We start from the raw sequence: 21823 nt of genomic DNA on the forward strand, positions 1-21823 counted from the left end.
AACGACGGGGGTCCGCGGCCCGATGGGCTGGAAACACGCGCGGCCGGAACGAAATGTCCCGGCCGCGCGCAGATTAATCGTAAACCTTACTTGGAAACAAGGCAGGAACCGCCGGCGGCCTTGTAGCGGGCGCAGAGCTCCTGAGCGTCCTGCTTGGAACCCACGGGGATGCGGACGCGATAATAGGTGCCCTTGTTGGCGATCGCCGCCCGCTTGATATCGACGCCGCGGCCGCCGATCACGCCGGCGAATTTCGTCGACAGACGCTTGTAGGAGGACTCGGCGTCGGCCTGGCTGGGCAGCGATGCGATCTGGATCACATAGGAGCCGGCCGGCGTCGGCGTCTGGGCGACAGGCGCTTGCGTCTGCGGCTCTGCATTCGCCGTCTGCGGCGCGGCGGCCGGGTCGTCGGTGACGCGGCCCTGATCGGTGACGGAGCCGATCACGTTGACCGGCTGTTCGACCGGGCGATTGCTCGGCACCGGCGTGTTGGCCGGCGCCGAGGCGGTTTCGACCGGCTGAGCGGGCGGCTGTTCCGCCGGCGCGGTTTCGGTCGCGTCGGTCGCGGCAGGCACGTCCGCCTGCGAAGCGGCGGCGATCGCGGCCTGATCGGTGATCACCGCGCCATCCGTCGGATCGCCTGTCGCCGTTTCGGCAGCGTCGGTCTGGTTGTCGGCGGCGGACTGCGTGTCGGCGACGGGCTGCGTTTGCCTCGCAGCCGGCTGCACCGAGCGGGCCGCCTGTTCCTGGCCTACGGACGGATCGGCCGAAGCCTGCTCGATGGTGCGCGAAATATCATCCGGCGGCAGCCGCTCGGGCACGTCCACCGGCTGGGCGGACGCGGTCGCCGGCGCATCCGGCGTGGCGGCGGCCGTGTCGGCGACGATCTCTTCGCGCGGCACCAGCGAACCGTCCGGCCGGACGATCATGGTGCGCACCTTGCGGGGCGCGACGCCGGTGGCGACCTTTTCCGAAGTCGACACGTTTTCGGTCGCGCCTTCCGGCAGAAGCCGGGCGTCGGTCGTGTCTTCGGTCGGCGTGCCCATGGCGTCCTGTTCGTCGTCCAGGGGCAGGTTTTCCGGCATCAGCGTCTTCTGGACGACGTCGACGGGCTCTTCGTTCGAGGTCACGAGACGAGGCTGCTTCGCCTCTTCCGTGCTCGCGCCGGAGACGCGGTCGTAGACCGCCTTGTCCTGGTTCGGGACCTTCTGGCCACCCGGATTTTCGGGCGCAACCTTCATCGGCTCCTTGTCGGCGAGAATGATCTTCGGTTCGCCGGAGGTTGCGACCAAGCCGCCTGCCCCGCCGATGAACGCGTAGACGCCGGCGCCGCCGAGCAGCGCGACGCCGACGACGGACGCCGCGAGAACCAGAACCCGCCGCGAACGACCGCGACGGTCCGACGTCTCTTCCACGTCGACAGGCGTGAGCGGAACACGGTCGAGATTGACGGTCGCGCGGTTCTCGGACAGCGAACGACGGAAATCCTCTTCCAGCGCCTTTTCGAACTCGTCGAAATCGCCAGTCGATTTTTCAGGCGCCGCCGCAAGCTGAGCAGCGCTTTCGACGCGCCCCGCCGCCCGGCTCGGCAGGATCGCCGCCGGCTCGGGACGCGCGGCGAAAAACTCCGCCATATCGGCGTCGATATCGAGATCGTAATCGGCCGGATCCGTCGAGGCCTGTTCCTGTTCGACCACCGGAAGTTCCGGCACGTCGATCTCGGCCAAAGGCTCCAGCGCATCTTCCTCGACGGAGATCTGCGAGGGATCGAACGGCAACGAGGTCAGGTCCCCGATGTCGGATCTCACCGGAGCGGCGTCGATGACGACGGGCGCCTCCAGCGCAGGCTTCGCGATATTCTCCACCGCAGGATAGGAATCGTCGATCGGCTCCGGCTCCGGAGCGGCCACAACCGGCTTGGCGGGCGGCGCATCGTCCATCACGTCGAGGAGATCGAGTTCGATTTCACGAAGATCGAGTTCGAACGCGTTTTCATCGAAGAGTTCGGCATCGGAGAAAAACGGGAAGTCGTCCTCGTCGGATGTTTCTACGACGTCCTCGCGCGCCTTTTCAACCGCCGGCTGAACCGCGACGGATGCGAGGGCCGACGCCTGAGCAGTGGGCGACGGGACCGGAGGCGCAACCGTTTCGGCCTGGGGGACGAGCGGGATTGCCGGCTCGCGAGCCGCCGGAGCCAAATTGCCGCCGACGGGCGCGAAGGCGGTCGAGCGCGACCAGCCGGAGCGCGTGACCACCGGATACCGCTCGACATCGGCCAAAAGACGGTCGAGCGCCATGGCGTCCGCGGTCGACGGCTGAGAACGGGGCTGAGACGCAGCCTCTTCCTCGACGACGGAAAGATCGGCCTCGGGCTCACGCCAGAAGGCGTCGTCGTCGAAGGAGGCCGGATCGACAGAAGGAGTGGACCAGGCGAGATGTTCCGGCGCAACGCGCGGCTCTTCCATGACGTGGTCTTCGACATCGGCCGTATCGAGCGAATCGGCCATGGAGCGATGCAATTCGTCTTCCAGCGCTTCGACCAGGGTATCGGCCGGAAAATCGTCGGCGTCGTCCCAGTGAGCTTCGACGAAAGTATGCTGCGCCTCGACGAGAGGCTGTGTTTCGGGCTCGACGTCGACATCGAGCGCGCCCTCGCCCTGCGCGAAATCGGCATCTTCCAGACGCCAGCCGTCTGCCGCGAGGTCGTCATCCGCCTGCAGCGGCGCGACTTCCGGCGCCGGGGCATAGACCGGCGGCTCAGGCTCGCGTCGGGAGAGAGCCGGCTCGAAGGCGTTTTGCGGCGCCGGCCCGTCGCGACGGGCGTCAAAAGCCGCAAATTCCTGCATGATCTCTTCTTCAAGATCGAACAGCGATCGACCGACGGGATCCAGACGCGGCTGCGGCGCGGCGTCGAAGACCGGTTCGGCGGGCGACGGGACGTAGGGCGGCTCGGAAACGGGGCTCGCGACAGGCTCGACCGGCGCATAAAAGGCCGGCCCCTCCCGAACGGGCCCGAATGAAGGCTCGACCGATCGCTCGCGCGCGACAGGCGCCGCGGCGGAGCGAACGTCGTGATCGACATTCGGGGCGACGAAGGGAGCTTCCGCGCTCAGGTCCGGCGCGTCGTCTTCGACCTCGTATTGTTCGAGCCCCTTGAGGAGCTCGTCCTCGAGATTGAATTCCGGTTCCCGCCGAGGCGTGGAGATCCGCGCGCGGCTCGGCGTGACGGGAAGGTCGAAATTGACGATCCGGGCAAGCTCTGCCAACGGATCGTCTTCCGCCAGGAAGCCGTCGTCGGCGTTTTTCTTCAGCACCCGCTGGTTATCTGCCATTTCACCACTCGATCACGCATCTCGCACAGAACATGCCAGCGCATTGTGGGCAAATGGTGGCTTCGTTACATCTCGTCCGGCGCGGATGTGCCGACAATCGACAATCCGGATTTCAGAACAGCAGCAACGGCGCGCACCAGCCCAAGCCTGGCCTGGGTCAATTCTCTATCGTTAGCCTTAACAAACCGTAACTCGGGATTATCACGGCCCTTGTTGTAATGCGCGCTGAAAACGCCCGCCAGGTCGTAGAGGTAATACGGCAGGCGGTGCGGCTCCATCGCGGAGGCGGCTGATTCGATCAATCTGGGATATTCTGCCAGTTTGGCGACAAGCTGCAACTCGTTCGGGTTGGTAATCAGTTTTTTCGCCGCTTCGGACAGGGCTTCGGCGCCGATATCGAGATCCGGGAAAGCTTCCAGCGCCTGACGGACCACCGAGGCGCAGCGCGCATGCGCATATTGCACATAGAAGACCGGGTTGTTGCTCGACTGCTCCGTCACCTTGGCGAAGTCGAAATCGAGCTGCTCGGTGCTCTTGCGATAAATCATCATGAAGCGGACGGCGTCGGAGCCGACTTCGTCCACCACGTCGCGCAGCGTGACAAAATTGCCGGCGCGCTTGGACATCTTGAACGGCTCGCCGTCCTTGTAGAGATTGATCAGCTGGTAGAGCAGCACGGTCAGCTTGGCCTTGCCCTCGGACACGGCGCGCGCCACCGCTTCGAGACGCTTGACATAGCCGCCATGGTCGGCGCCCAGCACATAGACCATCTCGGAGAAGCCGCGATCGTACTTGTTCTTGAAATAGGCCACGTCGGCGGCGAAATAGGTGTAGGAGCCGTCGGACTTCATCAACGGACGGTCCATGTCGTCGCCGACATCGGTGGAGCGGAACAGCACCTGTTCGCGGTCCTCCCAGTCTTCCGGAACCTGGCCCTTCGGCGGCGGCAGCGAGCCGCGATAGACATGGCCCTTATAGGTCAGGTCGTTGATGGCGCTCTGGATCAGCGCGCCGCCATCGGCATGCAGCGAGCGCTCCGAGAAGAACACGTCGTGATGGACCTTGAGCATGGCGAGGTCGTCGCGGATCATCGCCATCATCGCGTCGATGGCGCGTTCCTTGATGATCGGCATCCATTCGGCCTCGGTCATGCCGCGAAGCTTCGAGCCGAATTCATCCTTGAGCGCATGACCGACCGGAACGAGATAATCGCCCGGATAGAGGCCCTCGGGAATATCGCCGATCGTTTCGCCCAGCGCCTCGCGGTAACGCAGGAAGACCGAACGGGCCAGCGTATCGATCTGCGAGCCGGCGTCGTTGATGTAATATTCCTTGGTGACGTCATAGCCGGCCGCGATCAGCACATTGGCGAGCGAATCGCCCACCACCGCGTTGCGGCAATGGCCGACATGCATCGGGCCGGTCGGATTGGCCGAGACATATTCGACATTGACCTTGCGGCCGCCGCCGATGGTCGAGCGGCCATAGGCCTCGCCCGCCACGATCACCCCCGCGAGGAAACGGCTCCAATAGGCGCCGGAAAGGCGGATGTTGATGAAGCCGGGGCCGGCGACCGCCACCTCGGCCACATCGGCGTCTTCCTTCAGATGCTTGATGATCTCTTCGGCCAGCGCGCGCGGCGCCATGCCCATCGGCTTGGACAGAACCATGGCGGCATTGGTGGCGAGGTCGCCATGCGAGGCGTCGCGCGGCGGTTCGACGACGACGCGGGCGAGATCAGCGCCGCGCTTGTCCTCCGGAATGACCTTGTCGGTCAGGATGGATTTGATCCGGGTTTCGAATTCCGCAAACAGGTTCATCGCATATCCTTTCGGCGGCGGTCGCCATCGCAGCCGCCGTCTCAGCCTTGTCGCGGGCTGCCCTATCGCAAATCCGGTGTGTGGTCAAACAAGCGCCTATGGGCCGCGACGGCGTAATTGTCGGTCATGCCGGCGAGATAATCGCCGACATGGCGCGCCTTGATCTGCTCGGGCATGCTGTCGAAGCGATCGTACCAGTAATGGCTCTGCATCTCCTTCGGAGCCGCCATGAAGGCGGAATAGAGATCGGTGACGATCTGGGCGGCGCCGGCGCGGATGCGCATGATCTCGGGATGCCGGTAAATATGGGTGAAGAGCAGCTTCTTGATGTGCTTGTCGGTGACCGCCATGTCCTCGGTGAAGCTCGCGAAGGTCAGGCCTGCGGTCCTGATGTCGTCCGCTGTCTCCGGCCTCACATCCTTGAGCCGCTGCTGGGTGACGCCGATCACGTCCTCCACCATGCGGGTGATCTGGCGGCGCATGATCTCATGGGTCAGCCGGCTTGCCTCGAGACCGGGGTAACGGTCCCGCACCTCACGGATCAGCCCGGACAGAAAGGGCACTTCCTCCAGCATGTCGAAGGTGAGGTAGCCGGAGCGCAGGCCGTCGTCGATGTCATGGGTGTTGTAGGCGATGTCGTCGGCGATGGCCGCCACCTGCGCTTCCAGGCTGGCGTGATTGGAGAGTTCGAGATCATGAAGGGCGCAGTAGTCCAGGATCGGTTGCGGCACGGGACCGCGCGTCCCCTGCCCGTCCGGGCCGACCAACGGGCCATTGTGCTTGACGAGCCCTTCGAGGCTTTCCCAAGTCAGGTTCAAGCCGTCGAATTCCGCGTAACGGCGTTCGAGCTTGGTGACGATGCGCAGCGACTGGGCGTTGTGGTCGAAACCGCCATAGGGTTCGAGGGCTGCGTGCAGCGCATCCTCGCCGGTATGGCCGAAGGGCGTGTGGCCGAAATCATGCACCAGCGCCACGCCCTCGGCGAGGTCCTCGTCCAGCTTCAGCGCGCGCGCCAGAGCCCGGGCGATCTGCGCCACTTCGATCGTGTGGGTCAGTCGCGTGCGATAATGATCGCCGTCATGGGCGATGAACACCTGCGTCTTGTGCTTGAGGCGCCGGAAAGCGGTGGTGTGGACGATGCGGTCGCGATCGCGCTGGAAATCGGAGCGCGTGGGGCTGCCGCCTTCGGAAAACAGTCGTCCGCGCGTCTTCCAGGCGTCCGCGGCATAAGGCGCGAGCGCGCCGACGCCGAAACCGAGGGCCTGCCTGTCTATCGTCATGAACTCCATTCCCATTGACGCCTGTGAGCCTCCTACTTACCTAGTGCGTCCAGTCAATAAAAGCAGGACATTGCCCGAAGCTTCTCTTTTGGCGTATCATCAACTCACCCAACGGACCTTGACCCCGATTGGAGAGGAAGACCAGCATGAGCAACATGATTTCACTCACCGACGCGGCCGCCCGCCGCATTGCCGCGATCGTCTCCAAGGACCCCGCCAAGACCGCACTGCGCGTCTCGGTCGAAGGCGGCGGCTGTTCGGGCTTTTCCTACAAGTTCGATCTGGTGAGCGACCAGGGCGACGACGATCTGGTGATCGAGAAAAACAGCGCCAAGGTGCTGATCGATTCGATGTCCGTCGTCTATATGGAAGGTTCCGAAATCGACTTCGTCGACAATCTGATGGGCCAGAGCTTTCAGATCAAGAATCCGAATGCCGTGGCAAGCTGCGGATGCGGAACGAGTTTCGCCATCTGAGGCTGTTCGGCGATCGATTCAGGATCTGGCGGCACATGTCGGAAAAGGTTAGACAAACCCTCCGAGATATGAAGCGCCGAGGAAGATCCGCATGAAAATCGCCACCTGGAACATCAACGGCGTCCGCGCGCGCATCGACAATCTCCTGGCCTGGCTCAAGGAGTCGGCGCCGGATATCGTTTGCCTGCAGGAAATCAAGTGCCAGGACGACGCCTTCCCGCGGGGCGAGATCGAGGCGCTCGGCTACCATGTCGAAACCCATGGCCAGAAGGGCTTCAACGGCGTGGCGCTGCTTTCCAAGTTGCGCCCCGAAGACGTGTTGCGCGGCTTGCCCGGCGACGATGCGGACGAGCAGTCGCGCTATATCGAGGCGGTGTTCTCGGTCGAGGGCGGCGCAGTGCGCGTCGGCTGCCTCTACCTGCCCAACGGCAATCCGTCCGCCGATCCGGTCAAATATCCTTACAAGCTCGGCTGGATGCAGCGCCTCGAAGCGCATGCGCGGGACCGACTGGCGCTCGAAGAGCCGTTCATTCTCGCCGGCGACTACAACGTTATCCCCGAGCCGCATGACTGCTGGGACCCGAAAGTCTGGGAGGGTGACGCGCTCTTCCTGCCGGCGACGCGGCAGGCGTTCCGGCGGCTCGAAAATCTCGGCTTGACGGACGCCGTCAGAGCGACGTCGGACGGCGCGCCGCTCTATACGTTCTGGGATTACCAGGCCGGCAGCTGGCAGAAGAATTGGGGCATCCGCATCGACCACCTGCTGCTTTCGCCGGAGGCCGCCGATCGGCTGCAATCGACCAGCGTGGAAAAATATGTGCGCGACTGGGAAAAGCCGTCGGACCATGTGCCGGTGGCTGGCGTCTTCGCTTTTTGAGACGGTCAGCCGAACAGGCGATCGCTCGCGAAAATCAGCGCATGGCCGTGGATGCCGAGCGCGGCGTAATAGGCGAAGCCGACCAGCATCCGCTCGGCGGGCGTCATCTCGTCGAGTTCATGCCGCGGCTTCACCGTCGATTTGCCCTGGGTCAGAAAGCTCAGAGCCAACATCACCGCAAGGCCCCCGTAAAGCGCGGTCATCGGAATACCGATCCGCCAGCCGATCCATAGCACCGCCGCAGTGACCAGGAATGTCGCGCCCATCAAGCCGTCGCGGGTCGGAAACACCTGGCGGATCACCTGACCGCCGTCGAAGCGCGACATCGGTAGCAGGTTGAGCATGTTGAACGCGCCGCTGACCAACAGGAACAAAAGCACCAGATCGGCCGCTTGCGGATTGGGTCCGGACGCCAGGCCGTGCAGAGCCACGCCGATCGGAACGAGAAAGGCCGAAAAGCCGGCGCCCATCAGGGCGCAGACCGCGACTTCCAATTTCGAATTATAGGGTCTGCCGCCGACCGCCAGCCCCCCGAGCAGCGGAATGAAGATCATCCGCACCTTCTGATGACCGAACGCGCGATAGGCGGCCATATGGCCCAACTCGTGACACACGATCGTTACGGTGAGCATCGTCGACAGCATCAGGCCGTGGGTGGTCAGGCCGAGAAACGGCCAGAGCAGCAATGTGGACAAAACCGCCAGCAGGACTTGCGTCATAGGACGCTCCAGCATGCCCGTCTGTTCGGCTTTCCCCGTCTTCAACCAGGTCTCGATATCGCGCAGTTCCCGCCGGAGCATGATGACGCGATAGAGAAAGAACGCCAATCCACGGTAGCGATCGGCCAGCTCCACCGTCAATTCCGACCTGCCGTCCCTCGCCGTCACGCTGCGCGTCTCCGAATAGTCGGACCAGAAGACGGGGTCCAACGCCGAATCTTCGACCACGCGCGCGGCATAGGCGAGTTGCCCATGAGCCGGGATGCTTTCCAGCGCGAGGATGCGACGGATCGGCTCTCCCCGGCGATCGTGGTGGCTCATGGTCTGGAGCACGCGACCTTCGCCCTCGCCGGCCTGGCTTTCGACAATCTTGGGCGACCAGGTGGCGTGCGCGCCGAGCGGATGAACCATCGCCCAGACCTGTTCCGGCGCCGCGTCGAAGGTCCGGCGCATGACGATGCGTCGACGGCCGAGCGGCGCGGCCATCAGCAGCCAGAGCAGCCCGACATTCAACGCAAGCAACAGGATCGAGGAAGGTGACAGGGGCATGGGCGCTCCAAAAGAAGACGTTGACCCATGTTTAGACGCCGGACTGTTGAGACCGTGCTGTGTCTTTCGTTAAATTTCGAGCGGTGTCACTCGAAAGCGTGATTTTCGCTGCACGGCTTGAAGTGAACCGCCACCACGGCGCCGTCCCTGTTGAAAAACCGCGCGTCCCCACGCAAACCGTCGGCGAAAGACTGGATCAGGCGGAACCCGAGCTGACGGCTGGTCGACGGATCGAAATCCGCGGGATAGCCGCCGCCATTGTCCTGCACCTCGAGAATCGCCGATCCGTCCTCCTGACGCTTGAGCCCGAGCGACAAGCGAAGCCTGCCCGAGGCGGAGCCGGCATGTTTCAGCGCGTTCATCAGCGCTTCGAGCACGATCATCGACAGATTGGTGAGCTGCTGCACGCTGAGTTCGATGGGATCGCAATCGACGGCGAGTTCATAGTCGCTGACGCCGCCGGTGGTCAGTAGATCCTCGCATAATTCCCGGAAAAACTTGTCGAGCCGGACCGCGTCGGTCGAAGGGTCGTAGAGCCGGCGATGCACGCGCGACATCTGGTCGATCCGCAGCCTCGCATCCTGCAGAACATCCACGGCTTCGGGAATATGCTTGAGCTTGCGCTGGCTGATCGACAGAAGCGAGGCCACCATGGCGAGATTGTTCGCCGTTCGGTGCTGCAGTTCCTGAAACAGTGAGCGCTGATGGCGGGCGAGGTCCAGCCGTTCTTCCGCCAGCTTGCGGCTCCGTTCCTTTTCGATTTCGAGCGCCGCGATCGACTTGTTCAACCAGGCGATGATCGTGATGTCGATCGTGGCGACCAGCGCGAAATAAGCGAGAGCGAGAATGACCGGCGCGCTGACGCCGAATTCGCTATATGGCGCAATGAAGAAATACCAGGCGGACAGCAAGGAAAGGACGGCGCACAGTATACCCGCGCGCGCGCCGCCGAACACACTCGACAAGATGACCGCAGGAAAAAACGTCAAAAAGGGAAAGCCAGGCGGCAAATAATCGTCCGACGCCATACGAAGGACAAGCGCCAATACGAACGAGACGAGCGCAAGGCCGTATCCAAACCCGGGAACCCGTTGGACGTTGCTGGCGAACCGATGTAATCCGATCAAGCGACGCTCATACCAGGCACCGTCTGTCCACATGTCACTCCGCCTTTCGATTGCGGCATATTCGCAAATCTTTCAAAGACATCCCGCAGCAAATTAGAAGATAAGTCAACACGAAGATTTGATAAAAGCCACGTGTCTCGCCGGCGTTGCAACGCAAAAAAGCCCGCCTCGAAAGGCGGGCTTTTTTGATTGGTGCGGTCGAGAAGACTCGAACTTCCACGGGTTGCCCCACAGCGACCTCAACGCTGCGCGTCTACCAATTCCGCCACGACCGCATCGTGGTAGAGTGCCGAACTCCGTCGGCGAGGGAGCATCTAGCAAATGGATTCCGGCCGCACAAGAGCGGTGTGAAAGATTTTTGACGATATTTTTCGGCGCCGCCGCAAAGCGCTGAAACTCTCGGCTTCGCCTTGCGCGGCTTGCCTTTGTGGATAAATTTCCCCACATAGGCGCAAGATCGCTTTCGAGGATTTTTTCGCCATGCAGCGCGCCGAACTTTCCCAGTCCATGTGGCCCCAAGTGGCTGGAAATCCCGTGCGCTGGCGCATTTCCGACGGGCTGGTGGACTATCCGGACGCGGTGGCCGAGATGGAATCGGAAGTCGCGAGAATCGCCGCCGGCGAGGCCGACGAACTGATCTGGCTGTTGGAGCATCCGCCGCTCTACACCGCCGGCACAAGCGCCGACGCCAAGGATCTGCTGTCGCCGGACCGCTTCCCGGTCTTCGCGACGGGGCGCGGCGGCGAATACACTTATCACGGCCCGGGACAGCGGGTCGCCTATGTGATGCTGGATCTCAAGCGGCGCCGGCAGGACGTGCGCGCCTTCGTCGCCGCACTGGAAGACGTGGTGATCGGCTCTCTTTCCGACATGAATATCCGCGGCGAACGCCGCGAGGATCGCGTCGGCGTCTGGGTGCAGCGACCGGAGCGCCCTCGCCTGCCCGACGGCTCCATGACCGAAGACAAGATCGCCGCCATCGGCATCCGTTTGCGCAAATGGGTGAGTTTTCACGGCTTCTCCCTGAATGTCGACCCGGAACTCGATCATTTCGGCGGCATCGTGCCCTGCGGCATAGCGCAATACGGCGTGACCAGCCTCGTCGATCTCGGGCAACTGGTGATGATGAGCGATGTCGACACCATCCTGAAGGCCAATGTGGAGCGGGTGTTCGGGCCGGTGGAGATAGAGCGCCGCCTCTGATGCGCTTTCGTTCCGCCCGACCCGTCTTCGGCGGAGCGCCGATTGCGAGCGTGAAGCCGGAGTGCTATGGCCTCGGCGAACGCGCCGCGCCGCGCGACCTGCAAGACCAAGCGACTGTCATGGGAGACGCGCAGATGCACAGACCGATCCGGATCGCCCCCTCCATCCTCGCCGCCAATTTCGCCCGGTTGGGACAGGATGTGACGGACGCCGTGGAGGCTGGCGCGGACTGGATCCATCTCGACATCATGGACGGACATTTCGTCCCCAACATCTCCTTCGGCCCCGATGTGGTGAAGGCGCTGAGGCCGCTGACCGACGCGGTGTTCGACTGCCATCTGATGATCGCGCCCGCGGACCCTTATCTCGAAGCTTTCGCCAAGGCGGGCGCCGACATCATCACCGTGCACGCCGAAGCCGGCCCGCATCTGCATCGCTCGCTGCAGGCGATCCGCGCGCTCGGCAAGAAGGCCGGCGTCTCGATCAATCCCGCCACGCCGGAAAGCGTGCTGGAATACGTCATCGACCACGTCGATCTCATCCTGGTGATGAGCGTCAATCCCGGCTTCGGCGGCCAGAAATACATCCCCGCCGTGACCGACAAGATCGCCTGCATCCACAAGATGATCGGCGACCGACCGATCGAGCTCGAAGTCGATGGCGGCATCACCGCCGAGACCGCCGGCATTCCGGCGGCGGCAGGGGTCAATGTGCTGGTCGCCGGCTCGGCCGTCTACAAGGGCGATGGCGTCGAGTCCTATCGCGCCAATATCGCGGCCATTCGCGCCGCGGCCGAAAAGGCGCGCGGATGAACGCGCGCCTCCGAGCCCTCCTGTTGGCAATCGCCTTCGCGGCTGGCGTTTCCCAGACCGGTCCCACGCGCGCAGGCGATGCGGCGGAAATGCGAGTGATCGGCTTTTCCGCCGACGCAAGGATGTTCGCCTTCGAGGAATTCGGCGTGCAGGACGGCTCGGGTTTTCCCTATTCCAACATCTATGTGATCGATCTCGAGCGAGACAAATTCGCGCCGGGATCTCCCGTTCGGGTGACGGTCGAGCGCGAGGCGCCGCTCAAGGAGGCGCGGGCGCTCGCCTGGGCCAAGGCGAAAGGGCTGATCGTCCGCTACGGCGCGGATTCCGACCCCGGCGCCTTCGCAGCCTATCGCGCCGCCGCCGATATCGGCGCGAATGCCGAGACGGTCCGCTTCAACCGCTATCCGCGGGCTCCGGGCGTGGCGAAACCCTATTCGGTGAAACTTCAGGCCAAACCGTTTCCGGCCACGAAAGACTGCCTGAACGCCAGCAACGGCTTCAACGGCTTCCTGCTGAAGCTCGTCGAAGCGAGCGGTAAAGCCGTCGACCGCGTTCTATACGAAGACGGGTCGGTTCCCCCGAGCCGCAAATGTCCGACCGGATATCGGATCGGGGCGATCGTGATGGACAACGATCGAGCCGCGACCTCCGTCGCCATGATCCAGGCCTCCAGCCAGGGTTTCGAAGGCGACGACATCAGATGGATCGCAGTCCCTGTTCATCTGGATGCGCCATGACCTCGGCGCGCAGCCGTCTGGGCTCATTCGTGGCGCGGATGGCGGACACGGCCCCGACGCCGGCGGCCGTCCTTTTCGGTTCCCCCGTGTTCGGAGCGTTGATGGGTCTCGTGGCCGGGATCGATCTTTATGACCGCAATCAGTTCCTGACGCCGCAATGGCCGGCGGTGCTGGCGATGTTCTTTCTGGGCGGCGCGCTTGGTTTCGCCCCGGCGCTTTGGCTGTCGCGGCTGGCCTTCGGCAGACGCAGGCGGATCGCCCGCACGATGGGCGCGACCCTCGTCGCGGCGCTCGCCACCCATCTGGCGCTCGCAGCGTTGTTCGCGCTCGAATACCGCTTCTATTATTCCCATTGGCATGCGCCCGCTTTCACGATCGTCTGGGGCTTTCAATTCGCCTTCACCACGCTCAGCGCCGCCTATCAGTTCACCGTCATCTCCTTTTCCATCTACGGATTCCCGGGAGCCGCGATTTTCCTGGGTTTCGGCCTGTGGTTTGGCCGCTCATCGCATTGAAGCGGGCGGCCGCATTTGTTAGACGGGCCGCAACCCCAAGCGCCGCAAGGAAAGCCGCCGATGATCCCGCGTTACTCCCGCCCCGAAATGGTCGCCATCTGGTCGCCGGAAACCAAGTTCCGCATCTGGTTCGAGATCGAAGCGCATGCCTGCACGGCGCTCGCCAGGATCGGCGTCATTCCCGAGGAGTCCGCCAAGACGATCTGGGAAAAGGGATCCGCCGCGCAGTTCGACGTGGCGCGCATCGACGAGATCGAAGCCGTCACCAAGCATGACGTCATTGCCTTCCTCACCCATCTCGCCGAGTTCATCGGCCCCGACAGCCGCTTCGTCCACCAGGGGATGACCTCGTCCGACGTGCTCGACACGACGCTAAACATCCAGCTCGTCCGCGCCGCCGACCTTCTGCTCGCCGGCATGGATCGCGTGCTCGCGGCGCTCAAGACACGCGCTTTCGAACACAAAGACAGCGTCCGCATCGGCCGCAGCCACGGCATTCATGCCGAGCCGACGACAATGGGCCTGACCTTCGCACGCTTCTACGCCGAGATGAGCCGCAACCGCGCCCGCCTCGTCGCCGCCCGCGCCGAGATCGCCACCGGCGCGATCTCGGGCGCCGTCGGCACCTTCGCCAATATCGATCCGTCGGTCGAGGAATATGTCTGCGAACAACTCGGCCTCGCTCCGGAGCCGGTGTCGACCCAGGTCATTCCGCGCGACCGCCATGCGATGTTCTTCGCGACGCTGGGCGTGATCGCCTCGTCGATCGAGAATGTCGCCATCGAGATCCGCCACATGCAGCGCACGGAAGTGCTGGAGGCGGAGGAATTCTTCTCGCCGGGTCAAAAGGGCTCGTCGGCCATGCCGCACAAGCGCAATCCGGTGCTGACCGAAAACCTCACGGGCCTCGCCCGTCTCGTGCGCATGTCGGTCGTCCCCGCCATGGAAAACGTGGCGCTCTGGCACGAGCGCGACATCAGCCATTCGAGCGTCGAGCGCGCCATCGGCCCCGACACCACGATCACGCTGGATTTCGCGCTGAACCGTCTGGCCGGCGTCATCGAGAAGCTGGTGATCTATCCCGACAACATGCTCAAGAACATGAACAAGTTCCGCGGCCTCGTCATGAGCCAGCGCGTGCTGCTGGCGCTGACCCAGGCCGGCGTGTCGCGCGAAGATTCCTATCGCCTCGTGCAGCGGAACGCCATGAAAGTGTGGGAACAGGGCAAGGACTTCCTCGAAGAACTGCTCGGCGACGCCGAAGTGCGCGCGGCGCTGAGCGAAGACGAAATCCGCGAAAAATTCGACCTCGGCTATCACACCAAGCATGTCGACACGATCTTCCGCCGGGTGTTCGGCGCGGCGTAAGCCTTCATCGATCCGAGATTGAAACGGCGCGGCTCGCGATGGGCTGCGCCGTTTTCTTTTGGGATTTCTCAGAAATTTTTCGAAAATGCGCGCGCTTTCATAGCTTTATTCCGCTTGGATGAGCGATGATGGATGGAATAAAATCGCGGCGCCGGCCGTCAAGGGGAGGCAATGGCGCGATCCCGGCGCGCACAGGTTTGAACCCGGGGCATGTTCAAGGGGCCACTATGCCACGCATCATCCGCCGCGTCCTGCCAGCGACGCTTCTTTCACTGGGTCTCGCCATGAGCCCCATGAACTCAGTCGTCACTCATGCGGCGACATCCGTCGCCTACCAATCCAAGAAGCTGAACGCCGCCCAGCTGCTGGACAAACAGGCCCAGGCGATCCTGGTGACCGCACGCGCGATCAATGCGCTTCCCAGGAGCAAGCGGGGCAAATCGGCGCCCTTGCTCAAGGCGCTTGCCGAAGCCGCCAAGCAATTGAAGGCCGTCGATAAGGCAGCGCGCTCCAAAAATTCCGCCAATCTCGCCAAGAGCCTGCCCAAATACGCCTCCGCCGTCGCCCAGGTGGAGTTGAGCTACGGTCTTTCCGGGATCAAGGACAGGAAGGTCAAGATCGGCGTCGAAACGCTCGGCAAAGCCTGGGAAGACTATCTGAAGCGAGTGAAGGGCGGCAAAGCCGCCAACGCCAAGGACGCTGCCGTCAAGAACGGTCGCCGTCTGGCCGCGATGCAGAAGCGGCTCGCCGAGATGGCTGCGCTGAAAGCGCTGAACGCCAGCCAGAGGAAGGAAGTCGAGAGGCTGCAACGCCTGCTCGATCGCGCCTCGCGCGCAAACCGGCTGCCGAGCCAGCAATGGCAGACGATCTACCTGATCGCGACGTTCGAAGGCTATTATTCCGGTTATTATTACTGGTATACGGCCTATGAACCGGAATATTACACCGTCTATCGCGACCAGTGGGATTACATCTCGACGACAACGACCTATTTCTACGAAGAGACGACCTACTACTACCAATCCTATTCCTGGGAGACGTATCAGGAAACCGTCCAAGTCTCAGAAAGCTACGACTTCTCCTACTCCGCGGAAGAATATCAGTCGTTCACCAGCGAATTTGAAAGCGTCGAATCCAATTTCGCCGCAACGGTCGAGGAGGCATACGCGTCCGAGGAAGAGGTGAAGCAAATCGAAGCTGCCGAAAGCTACGACTCGCAGGAGGTGATCGAGGATGCGGCTGAAACCGCCGATCCGCAAGCGGACGAAGCGGCGACGCTGGAAGACGAGCCCGCCACCGCCGCTGACGACGAGCAGGCTATGCCCGTCGATGATCCGGACGACGTCATGATCGACGATGCACAGGATCAGCCGGCCGACGCGGCCGATGCGCCTGCGGACGTTTCCAATCAGGAGCAGGCGGCGCCGGAGGACAATACCGGGGAGATGAACGCCGACGAACAGTCGCAGGAGCAGGAGCAGGCGCCGGACGCGAGCGATCGGGACAATCTCCAGGATGAGCAAGCCGCGCCTCAGGAAGACAATTCCGAGCAGGTCGCGCCTGCCCAAGACGATGGCGAGCAGGCCGCTCCCGTCGACGAAGCGCCGGAGGAAGCCGCCCCTGCAGACGAAGGCTCCGATCAAGCCGCGCCGATGGAGGAAGAGCCTGCAGAAGCGGCGCCCGCCGAGGATGAAACCGAACAGGCCGCTCCTGCCCAAGACGATGGCGAGGAAGCCGCCCCCGTCGACGAAGCGCCGGAGGAATCCGCCCCTGCAGACGACGGCTCCGACCAAGCCGCACCGATGGAGGAAGAGCCTGCAGACGCGGCGCCCGCCGAGGATGATCAGAGCCAGATGGATGAGCCGGCCGATGATGGCGGCGAGGCCATGTCAGACGATTTGGGTGGGCAGGAAGAAGCCGCGCCCGATGACGGCGGAGCCGACATGCCCGCGGAGGAGTCTGCCGACGACGGCGGCGAAGTCGAGTAATAGTGCGAACCGACATAGTGGGAAGTCACTCAGCGCAACTGACCGATAGCCACGGGCAGAGCGCTTGACACCGCCGCCGCACGAACGCATTTGAGGGGAATGAAAGCTTCTGAAACTGACATTCTCCTCATCCCCGGCGTCGGCGCGCCGCACCGGGACCATTGGCAGAACCGCTGGTCCGCACGGCTCGGCACCGCGCGGCGGGTGGAGCAGGCCTCCTTCACCCAGCCGGACCGCGACGTCTGGATCGAGACCATCCGCAAGGCCATCACCGAGGCGGAGCGGCCGGTCGTGCTCGTGGCGCATAGCCTGGGAATCGGAGCGGCTTTGCACGCTCTCGACGGAGCCGCCGACAAGGTCGCCGGAGGCTTCTTCGTCGCGCCGCCCGACTTGACGCTCAAAGGGCCGCGCAAGAAGATCTTCGAGACCTTCGGCCCTTATCCCAATGCGCCCTTGCCCTTCCCCTCCATCACCGTGGCGAGCCAGAACGACATCCACGGCTCCTATGAGCATGCGGGCGACGTGGCCAACGCCTGGGGCTCGTTTCTGGTGGACGCGGGCAATTCCGGCCATATCGATATCGACTCGGGTCATGGCCCCTGGCCCGAGGGCACGATGGTCTTCGCGCAATTTCTGTCGCGGCTGAAGCCGCGGGCCTGACGCCTGTCGCAAAGCAACAAAAAAAGCCGCCCCGAAGAGCGGCTTTCACGGTGAGGATGGCTGAACTCAGCCCTTTTCGATCTGGTCAGCGGCCACCGACAGCAATTCCGACAATTTGGCGCGGATCTCTTCGGCGGACTTGGACACGCCGCCGGCGGTCAGATCACCTTCGACCTTGCGCACCACGTCTTCATCGCCGGCTTCCTCGAAATCGGCCGCGACGACTTCCTTCGCATAAGCGTCCGCATCGGTCTTGCCGAGCAGTTCGGCGGCCCAAAGGCCGAGCAACTTGTTGCGCCGGGCGATGATCTTGAATTTCTTTTCTTCATCGTGGGCGTATTTGTTTTCGAAGGCCTTTTCGCGATCGCTGATAGCCGACATTGGGGTCTCCCGAATTGTTGCATCGTCCGCGACGCTTATAGTCGTTCAATTCGGAAATCGAAAGTGCGATTTCGTCTCAGGCGCCCGACGGTTCGCGGCAAAACCGCATAGGACAACCGCCCCGACGGAAAATCCCGGCGGAGCGGCTGAAAGTGGAGTTAATCGGATCGGTCAGGCGGCGACGGCCTGCTGCTCGGCAAAGAGAAGCTCGACCATCTTGACGCGGACTTCGTAATGGGCGCAGGCAATGCCGGCCCGGTTCAGGTCGAGGCGCACCTTGCCGGCCATCACGTCGTCGTCCGGCGTCGCGAGATAGAGGTCGGAGAGCTGCGAGGCGTAGGCGTCGGCATCGGCGCCGATCTGTTCGGCGGCCCAGGCGGCGAGGCGGCGGGTGCGGCGCATGATGGCGTGGAAGCGCGCATCCTCGTCATGAGCGAACTTGTTTTCGAGCGTGCTTTCGATTTTCTTGATGTTCTTCATTTTCTCGTCCCCGTTTGTCTGTGATCTTGGCGATCATCGTTTCGACAAGACCGGTTATACAACTTGCGACTGAAAACTTCGCAAAACGGTTCATTACAATTCTCTCTAAGCGCCGATCTCTGGACAGCGGACGATGCGTGATTGTGAATTCCGATCTTTTCGGCTAATGAGCGTTTAACGCATCGACGGGGCGCCGCAGTCCGCGTGAGTCCCCGCCAAACGAAAAGAGAAGACTTTATGAACAACCGCCGCCGCCGGATTTACGAAGGCAAGGGGAAGATCCTTTACGAAGGTCCGGAACCTGGCACGCTCGTGCAATTCTTCAAGGACGACGCCACCGCGTTCAACAAGAAGAAGCACGAGATCATCGATGGCAAGGGCGTCATCAACAACCGCATCTCCGAGTTCGTCTTCACGCATCTGAACCGGATCGGCATTCCGACCCATTTCATCCGCCGCCTCAACATGCGCGAGCAGTTGATCCGCGAAGTCGAGATGATCCCGCTCGAAGTCGTGGTGCGCAATGTCGCCGCCGGCGAACTCGCCTCGCGCCTCGGCATCGAGGAAGGGCTGGTGCTGCCGCGCTCGATCATCGAATTCTACTACAAGTCGGACGCGCTCGACGACCCGATGGTGTCGGAAGAACACATTACTGCCTTCGGCTGGGCGAGCCCGCAGGAACTCGACGACGTGATGGCGCTCGCCATCCGCATCAACGATTTCCTGACCGGCCTCTTCCTCGGCGTCGGAATCCAGCTCGTCGATTTCAAGATCGAATGCGGCCGCCTCTATGAAGGCGACATGATGCGCATCATCCTCGCCGACGAGATCTCCCCGGATTCCTGCCGTCTCTGGGACATCGAAACCCGCGAGCGGCTCGACAAGGATCGCTTCCGCAAGGATCTCGGCGGCCTGCTCGACGCCTATCAGGAAGTCGCGCGCCGTCTGGGCATCATCAATGAAAACGAGCCGATCCGCGGCGCAGGCCCGGTGCTCGTCAAGTCGGACTGAACGGTCCGCAGCCAGCTTCTATCGGATATGCAGAGGGACATATGATCAAGGCGCGTGTAGTTGTAACGCTGAAGAACGGGGTTTTGGACCCGCAGGGCAAGGCCATCGAGGGCGCGCTGTCGGCGCTCGACTTCTCCGATGTCGGCAGCGTCCGCCAGGGCAAGGTTTTCGACATCGAAATCTCCCATGACGACAAAGCCAAGGCGGAAGCCGATCTCAAGGCGATGTGCGAAAAGCTGCTCGCCAACACCGTGATCGAAAACTACAGCGTCAGCCTGGGCTAATCTGAAGCTCGTAGTTGAACTTGAGGCCGCTGCGGGATTTCTCGCGGCGGTTTTTTGCATTTTGACCATTCTCATGCCTAGAATCTACCCTAAAGAAGATATATGGTTGTCGAGCTCGTTATGGTTGAGGAACAGCCGATGGCCGACGTGACGCAGGAATTGATGTTCGAAATCTTGAAGAACCTTCAGCAGCGCTTCGACAAAGTGGATCACGCGGTTTCCGAGTTGCGGCAGGACATGCTGTCCATTCGTGGCCATCTTCACAATGTACAGGGTGATCTGAATGGCATTAGGAGCGTTTGCGCCCGTATTGATGATCGGTTCGATCGCATCGAGACGCGGCTCGACCTGCGCGAATTCGCAGAAGCGGCGCAAAAGCCCCTTACGCCTTGAAACATCGTGATGCCCACTGACGCCCAGATTTCCAAATTCATGAGCTATGTTCTGCGTCATGCGCCGCACGAGCTTGATCTCGAACTCGACCCGCATGGCTGGACCGACTACTCGCAGTTCAGCGACAGGCTGTGCGAGAAGCTCGGCGCGTCCGACGACGACATCCGGCGCGTCATCTCCGAGAACGCCAAGAAGCGGTTCACACTTGAAGATGGCCGTATCCGCGCCGCCCAAGGGCACAGCGTTGACGTCGATCTGGCGCTGGAAGCGGTGGCGCCTCCGAGGATCCTCTATCATGGAACGACGGCGGCAGCCTGGGAGGAGATACAGACATCCGGCCTGAAACCCATGCAGCGCAGCCATGTCCATCTGTCGCCCGATCTTGAAACGGCCAGGCAGGTCGCCATGCGGCGACGCGGTCAGCATATGCTGTTGACGGTGGATGCGGTGGCCATGGCGGAAGCAGGTTATGCTTTCCTTCGCGCCGACAATGGCGTATGGCTCACCGCGAACGTCCCGCCGGACTATTTGTCCCCCGTTACGGAGATTGCCCGATGAAATCCGCCGTCGTCCAGCTTCCCGGCCTCAACCGCGACCGCGACATGATCGCCGCCCTGACCAAGATTTCGGGCCAGGCGCCCTTGACCATCTGGCAGACCGAGACCGAGATCCCCGACGTCGACCTGATCGTCATCCCCGGCGGCTTCTCCTATGGCGACTACCTGCGCTGCGGCGCGATCGCGGCGCGCATGCCGGTCATGCAGGCGATCCGCGAAAAGGCGGACAAGGGCGTGAAGGTCATGGGCGTCTGCAACGGCTTCCAGATCCTGCTCGAAGCCGGCATGCTGCCGGGCGCCCTGATGCGCAACGCCTCGCTGAAATTCGTCTGCCGCGAAGTGAAGCTCGAAGTGGTCAACGCCGAAACCGACTTCACCCGCGCTTATGAAAAGGGCCAGATCATCCGCTCGCCGGTCGCCCATCACGACGGCAATTATTTCGCCGACGCCGAGACGCTGGCGCGGATCGAGGGCGAAGGACAGGTGCTGTTCCGCTATACGCCCGAGACCAATCCGAACGGCTCGATCAACCACATCGCCGGCCTGATGAACGCCAAGGGCAATGTTCTCGGCATGATGCCGCATCCGGAAAACTTGATCGAAGCCGCCCATGGCGGCTCCGACGGCAAGGGCATCTTCGCCTCGGCGCTCGACGTCATCGCTGCCTGAGACCTCCCAAAGCTGCAACCTGTCCGACCTCGTTCGACGGAGACATTCGGCATGCGCCTTCCGGCCCGCACCGCGCTCATCGCCCTTTCGGCGCTCGCTGCTTCCTGTTCGACGCCCCAGGCCCCTGCCCCGCAGGCCTCGATGCGCGCGCTACCGGTGATGGAGCGCGTCGCACTCGGCGCCAATGCCTGCTGGTTCAAATCCGGCGACCCCGCTTTCAAGAAGTACCGCCTCGCCCCGGAACTCAATTCGTTCAGCGGCACGCCGCGCATTCTCCTGGTGCCGGCGCATTCGCCCGAATCGCGGCCGCTTCTGGTCGTCCAGGCGAGCGGTGAGCGGGCCAAACTCAGCGCCTTCGGGCCGATGATGCAGGACGCTTCGGTGTCCGGCCGGATCAACGCCGACGTGCTGCGTTGGGCGCGCGGCGGCAAGGGCTGCTGACCTGCGCCAATTCGGCGCGACGAAGGCGTCCGAATTCGGGACAGGCTGCAACAATTCGGAAACCAGCCCGTCGCGCATAACGCGAACTTTCGATAGAATTCTCAGCTTCAGGCTGCCGATCAAGCTTCGGCGGCGGTCTTCATG

General features: G+C 62.8%; 22 protein-coding genes and 1 tRNA gene. 15 read left to right on the forward strand and 8 right to left on the reverse strand.

What is annotated here, in order from left to right; genetic code table 11:
• Positions 1 to 86 precede the first annotated feature (86 nt).
• From OCK01_RS06625 to OCK01_RS06635, 3 genes are all read right to left on the reverse strand, one after another.
• Positions 87 to 3332, reverse strand: coding sequence for an SPOR domain-containing protein (locus tag OCK01_RS06625; RefSeq protein ID WP_263823436.1), 3246 nt, complete (start codon positions 3330 to 3332; stop codon positions 87 to 89).
• A gap of 65 nt (positions 3333 to 3397) precedes the next feature.
• Entirely contained in the window at positions 3398 to 5152 is a 1755-nt protein-coding gene (gene argS / locus OCK01_RS06630; RefSeq protein ID WP_263823437.1) for an arginine--tRNA ligase, read from the reverse strand.
• Positions 5153 to 5214: 62 nt separating this feature from the next.
• Complete coding sequence (locus OCK01_RS06635; RefSeq protein ID WP_263823438.1) at positions 5215 to 6432, reverse strand: deoxyguanosinetriphosphate triphosphohydrolase; 1218 nt, start codon at positions 6430 to 6432, stop codon at positions 5215 to 5217.
• A gap of 146 nt (positions 6433 to 6578) precedes the next feature.
• On the opposite strand from OCK01_RS06635, the gene erpA reads away from it, so the two are divergent.
• Both erpA and xth read left to right on the forward strand, forming a co-directional pair.
• On the forward strand, positions 6579 to 6908 hold the full coding sequence (erpA, locus tag OCK01_RS06640; RefSeq protein ID WP_182826554.1) for an iron-sulfur cluster insertion protein ErpA: 330 nt from the start codon (positions 6579 to 6581) through the stop codon (positions 6906 to 6908).
• Positions 6909 to 6999: 91 nt separating this feature from the next.
• Complete coding sequence (xth, locus tag OCK01_RS06645; RefSeq protein ID WP_263823439.1) at positions 7000 to 7785, forward strand: exodeoxyribonuclease III; 786 nt, start codon at positions 7000 to 7002, stop codon at positions 7783 to 7785.
• A 5-nt stretch (positions 7786 to 7790) separates the two neighbouring features.
• Here the strand turns inward: xth and OCK01_RS06650 are convergent, their stop codons facing one another.
• The 3 genes from OCK01_RS06650 to OCK01_RS06660 all read right to left on the reverse strand — a co-directional run bounded on the left by OCK01_RS06650 (position 7791) and on the right by OCK01_RS06660 (position 10455).
• Complete coding sequence (locus tag OCK01_RS06650) at positions 7791 to 9053, reverse strand: SRPBCC family protein (protein ID WP_263823440.1); 1263 nt, start codon at positions 9051 to 9053, stop codon at positions 7791 to 7793.
• Between the two features lie 86 nt (positions 9054 to 9139).
• On the reverse strand, positions 9140 to 10213 hold the full coding sequence (locus OCK01_RS06655; RefSeq protein WP_318530233.1) for a sensor histidine kinase: 1074 nt from the start codon (positions 10211 to 10213) through the stop codon (positions 9140 to 9142).
• 157 nt (positions 10214 to 10370) lie between these two features.
• A tRNA-Leu gene (locus OCK01_RS06660) sits at positions 10371 to 10455 on the reverse strand.
• A 205-nt stretch (positions 10456 to 10660) separates the two neighbouring features.
• Here OCK01_RS06660 and lipB point away from each other — a divergent pair.
• The 7 genes from lipB (at position 10661) to OCK01_RS06695 (ending at position 17463) form a co-directional block, all read left to right on the forward strand.
• The gene (gene lipB / locus OCK01_RS06665; protein WP_263823442.1) at positions 10661 to 11383 is read left to right on the forward strand and encodes a lipoyl(octanoyl) transferase LipB; all 723 of its coding nucleotides are present in this window, start codon (positions 10661 to 10663) and stop codon (positions 11381 to 11383) included.
• Positions 11384 to 11517: 134 nt separating this feature from the next.
• Complete coding sequence (gene rpe / locus OCK01_RS06670; protein ID WP_263823531.1) at positions 11518 to 12195, forward strand: ribulose-phosphate 3-epimerase; 678 nt, start codon at positions 11518 to 11520, stop codon at positions 12193 to 12195.
• On the forward strand, positions 12192 to 12932 hold the full coding sequence (locus tag OCK01_RS06675; protein ID WP_263823443.1) for a DUF2259 domain-containing protein: 741 nt from the start codon (positions 12192 to 12194) through the stop codon (positions 12930 to 12932). Before rpe ends, OCK01_RS06675 begins: the two co-directional genes overlap by 4 nt.
• Positions 12929 to 13447, forward strand: coding sequence for a hypothetical protein (locus tag OCK01_RS06680; RefSeq protein ID WP_263823444.1), 519 nt, complete (start codon positions 12929 to 12931; stop codon positions 13445 to 13447). Before OCK01_RS06675 ends, OCK01_RS06680 begins: the two co-directional genes overlap by 4 nt.
• 60 nt (positions 13448 to 13507) lie before the next feature.
• Positions 13508 to 14815, forward strand: a complete 1308-nt coding sequence (gene purB / locus OCK01_RS06685; RefSeq protein ID WP_263823445.1) for an adenylosuccinate lyase — start codon at positions 13508 to 13510, stop codon at positions 14813 to 14815.
• Between the two features lie 227 nt (positions 14816 to 15042).
• Positions 15043 to 16803, forward strand: coding sequence for a hypothetical protein (locus tag OCK01_RS06690; RefSeq protein WP_263823446.1), 1761 nt, complete (start codon positions 15043 to 15045; stop codon positions 16801 to 16803).
• A gap of 99 nt (positions 16804 to 16902) precedes the next feature.
• A complete protein-coding gene (locus tag OCK01_RS06695; RefSeq protein ID WP_263823447.1) occupies positions 16903 to 17463 on the forward strand; it encodes an RBBP9/YdeN family alpha/beta hydrolase in 561 nt (186 codons plus the stop codon).
• Between the two features lie 66 nt (positions 17464 to 17529).
• On the opposite strand, the gene OCK01_RS06700 is transcribed toward OCK01_RS06695, so the two are convergent.
• Together OCK01_RS06700 and OCK01_RS06705 are read right to left on the reverse strand one after the other, a co-directional pair.
• Positions 17530 to 17844 (reverse strand): DUF1476 domain-containing protein, encoded by a 315-nt coding sequence (locus tag OCK01_RS06700; protein ID WP_182826563.1) that lies wholly within the window; start codon positions 17842 to 17844, stop codon positions 17530 to 17532.
• Positions 17845 to 18015: 171 nt separating this feature from the next.
• Entirely contained in the window at positions 18016 to 18324 is a 309-nt protein-coding gene (locus OCK01_RS06705; RefSeq protein ID WP_182826564.1) for an ATPase inhibitor subunit zeta, read from the reverse strand.
• A gap of 237 nt (positions 18325 to 18561) precedes the next feature.
• Between OCK01_RS06705 and purC the strand changes: the two genes are divergently transcribed.
• From purC to OCK01_RS06735, 6 genes are all read left to right on the forward strand, one after another.
• Positions 18562 to 19335: a phosphoribosylaminoimidazolesuccinocarboxamide synthase gene (gene purC, locus OCK01_RS06710; RefSeq protein WP_182826565.1), complete on the forward strand. Its 774-nt coding sequence runs from the start codon at positions 18562 to 18564 to the stop codon at positions 19333 to 19335.
• A gap of 41 nt (positions 19336 to 19376) precedes the next feature.
• Positions 19377 to 19619, forward strand: a complete 243-nt coding sequence (purS, locus tag OCK01_RS06715) for a phosphoribosylformylglycinamidine synthase subunit PurS (protein WP_263823448.1) — start codon at positions 19377 to 19379, stop codon at positions 19617 to 19619.
• A gap of 138 nt (positions 19620 to 19757) precedes the next feature.
• Positions 19758 to 20012, forward strand: a complete 255-nt coding sequence (locus tag OCK01_RS06720; protein ID WP_263823449.1) for a hypothetical protein — start codon at positions 19758 to 19760, stop codon at positions 20010 to 20012.
• A gap of 9 nt (positions 20013 to 20021) precedes the next feature.
• Positions 20022 to 20570 carry an RNA 2'-phosphotransferase gene (locus OCK01_RS06725; protein ID WP_263823450.1) on the forward strand — a complete coding sequence of 183 codons (549 nt, stop codon included), beginning with the start codon at positions 20022 to 20024 and terminating at the stop codon, positions 20568 to 20570.
• A complete protein-coding gene (gene purQ / locus OCK01_RS06730) occupies positions 20567 to 21238 on the forward strand; it encodes a phosphoribosylformylglycinamidine synthase subunit PurQ (protein WP_182826567.1) in 672 nt (223 codons plus the stop codon). The genes OCK01_RS06725 and purQ overlap by 4 nt, the downstream gene beginning before the upstream one ends.
• Before the next feature lie 51 nt (positions 21239 to 21289).
• Positions 21290 to 21679 (forward strand): hypothetical protein, encoded by a 390-nt coding sequence (locus OCK01_RS06735; protein WP_263823451.1) that lies wholly within the window; start codon positions 21290 to 21292, stop codon positions 21677 to 21679.
• Positions 21680 to 21823 lie beyond the last annotated feature (144 nt).

The organism is Rhizobium sp. TRM95796, assembly GCF_025779995.1.
Classification (GTDB): domain Bacteria; phylum Pseudomonadota; class Alphaproteobacteria; order Rhizobiales; family Rhizobiaceae; genus Rhizobium_E.

Bases quoted from the DNA above. Each gene is read 5' to 3' on its own strand.
- purC (WP_182826565.1), top strand. From the start codon at position 18,562: ATGAACAACCGCCGCCGCCGGATTTACGAAGGCAAGGGGAAGATCCTT.
- OCK01_RS06690 (WP_263823446.1), top strand. From the start codon at position 15,043: ATGCCACGCATCATCCGCCGCGTCCTGCCAGCGACGCTTCTTTCACTG.
- xth (WP_263823439.1), top strand. From the start codon at position 7,000: ATGAAAATCGCCACCTGGAACATCAACGGCGTCCGCGCGCGCATCGAC.
- purQ (WP_182826567.1), top strand. From the start codon at position 20,567: ATGAAATCCGCCGTCGTCCAGCTTCCCGGCCTCAACCGCGACCGCGAC.
- OCK01_RS06680 (WP_263823444.1), top strand. From the start codon at position 12,929: ATGACCTCGGCGCGCAGCCGTCTGGGCTCATTCGTGGCGCGGATGGCG.
- OCK01_RS06705 (WP_182826564.1), bottom strand. From the start codon at position 18,324: ATGAAGAACATCAAGAAAATCGAAAGCACGCTCGAAAACAAGTTCGCT.
- OCK01_RS06720 (WP_263823449.1), top strand. From the start codon at position 19,758: ATGGCCGACGTGACGCAGGAATTGATGTTCGAAATCTTGAAGAACCTT.
- argS (WP_263823437.1), bottom strand. From the start codon at position 5,152: ATGAACCTGTTTGCGGAATTCGAAACCCGGATCAAATCCATCCTGACC.
- purB (WP_263823445.1), top strand. From the start codon at position 13,508: ATGATCCCGCGTTACTCCCGCCCCGAAATGGTCGCCATCTGGTCGCCG.
- OCK01_RS06650 (WP_263823440.1), bottom strand. From the start codon at position 9,053: ATGCCCCTGTCACCTTCCTCGATCCTGTTGCTTGCGTTGAATGTCGGG.
- OCK01_RS06725 (WP_263823450.1), top strand. From the start codon at position 20,022: ATGCCCACTGACGCCCAGATTTCCAAATTCATGAGCTATGTTCTGCGT.
- OCK01_RS06635 (WP_263823438.1), bottom strand. From the start codon at position 6,432: ATGACGATAGACAGGCAGGCCCTCGGTTTCGGCGTCGGCGCGCTCGCG.
- OCK01_RS06675 (WP_263823443.1), top strand. From the start codon at position 12,192: ATGAACGCGCGCCTCCGAGCCCTCCTGTTGGCAATCGCCTTCGCGGCT.
- OCK01_RS06700 (WP_182826563.1), bottom strand. From the start codon at position 17,844: ATGTCGGCTATCAGCGATCGCGAAAAGGCCTTCGAAAACAAATACGCC.
- OCK01_RS06735 (WP_263823451.1), top strand. From the start codon at position 21,290: ATGCGCCTTCCGGCCCGCACCGCGCTCATCGCCCTTTCGGCGCTCGCT.
- OCK01_RS06655 (WP_318530233.1), bottom strand. From the start codon at position 10,213: ATGTGGACAGACGGTGCCTGGTATGAGCGTCGCTTGATCGGATTACAT.
- erpA (WP_182826554.1), top strand. From the start codon at position 6,579: ATGAGCAACATGATTTCACTCACCGACGCGGCCGCCCGCCGCATTGCC.
- purS (WP_263823448.1), top strand. From the start codon at position 19,377: ATGATCAAGGCGCGTGTAGTTGTAACGCTGAAGAACGGGGTTTTGGAC.
- OCK01_RS06625 (WP_263823436.1), bottom strand. From the start codon at position 3,332: ATGGCAGATAACCAGCGGGTGCTGAAGAAAAACGCCGACGACGGCTTC.
- OCK01_RS06695 (WP_263823447.1), top strand. From the start codon at position 16,903: ATGAAAGCTTCTGAAACTGACATTCTCCTCATCCCCGGCGTCGGCGCG.
- rpe (WP_263823531.1), top strand. From the start codon at position 11,518: ATGCACAGACCGATCCGGATCGCCCCCTCCATCCTCGCCGCCAATTTC.
- lipB (WP_263823442.1), top strand. From the start codon at position 10,661: ATGCAGCGCGCCGAACTTTCCCAGTCCATGTGGCCCCAAGTGGCTGGA.